1 protein-coding gene is annotated in these 405 nt (G+C 40.5%); it reads right to left on the bottom strand.

Annotation, left to right across the window (positions count from 1 at the left end; all coding sequences use genetic code 11):
* On the bottom strand, window positions 1–405 hold a 405-nt coding region (locus tag AAEY83_RS13005; protein ID WP_351059354.1), incomplete at both ends, for an outer membrane beta-barrel protein.

Below are 405 nucleotides of genomic sequence, written 5' to 3'. Positions count from 1 at the left end.
CTTGTGTACTTGTCGTAACGTAAACCAAACTGAATGGTTGCATCTAAGTCAGTGAATGCGTATTCATCTTGGACATAGAATGTATGCTGCGCATATTTAAAGCTTGCAGCCGCATCATTCGGGTTATTAGTACCTGCAGCATTGTTGTAGTAGATACGCGCTGCTTGACCTGCTTCAAAGTCGTCAATTGAGTCAAAGCGCCACTCACCTTCTGTTTGCTGTACGAACAAGTTAAAAACAGATAGCTCTTCAAACTCGTAACCAGCAGTAATTGTGTGTTGATCTAGGTAATAAGTACCAGCAACTTTAAATGTAGTTGTGTCGTAATCTAGATCGTTTGATTGACGAGAATCATCTGGACCAATGAATACAGTACCGCCATTATCAGTACGTATTTGCATTTCA

This window comes from Psychrobacter sp. TB20-MNA-CIBAN-0197, assembly GCF_040309765.1.
In the GTDB taxonomy this organism is placed as follows: domain Bacteria; phylum Pseudomonadota; class Gammaproteobacteria; order Pseudomonadales; family Moraxellaceae; genus Psychrobacter; species Psychrobacter submarinus.
Note: the sequence above shows the minus strand (reverse complement) of the source record. Positions and strands in the feature narration are given on the sequence as shown.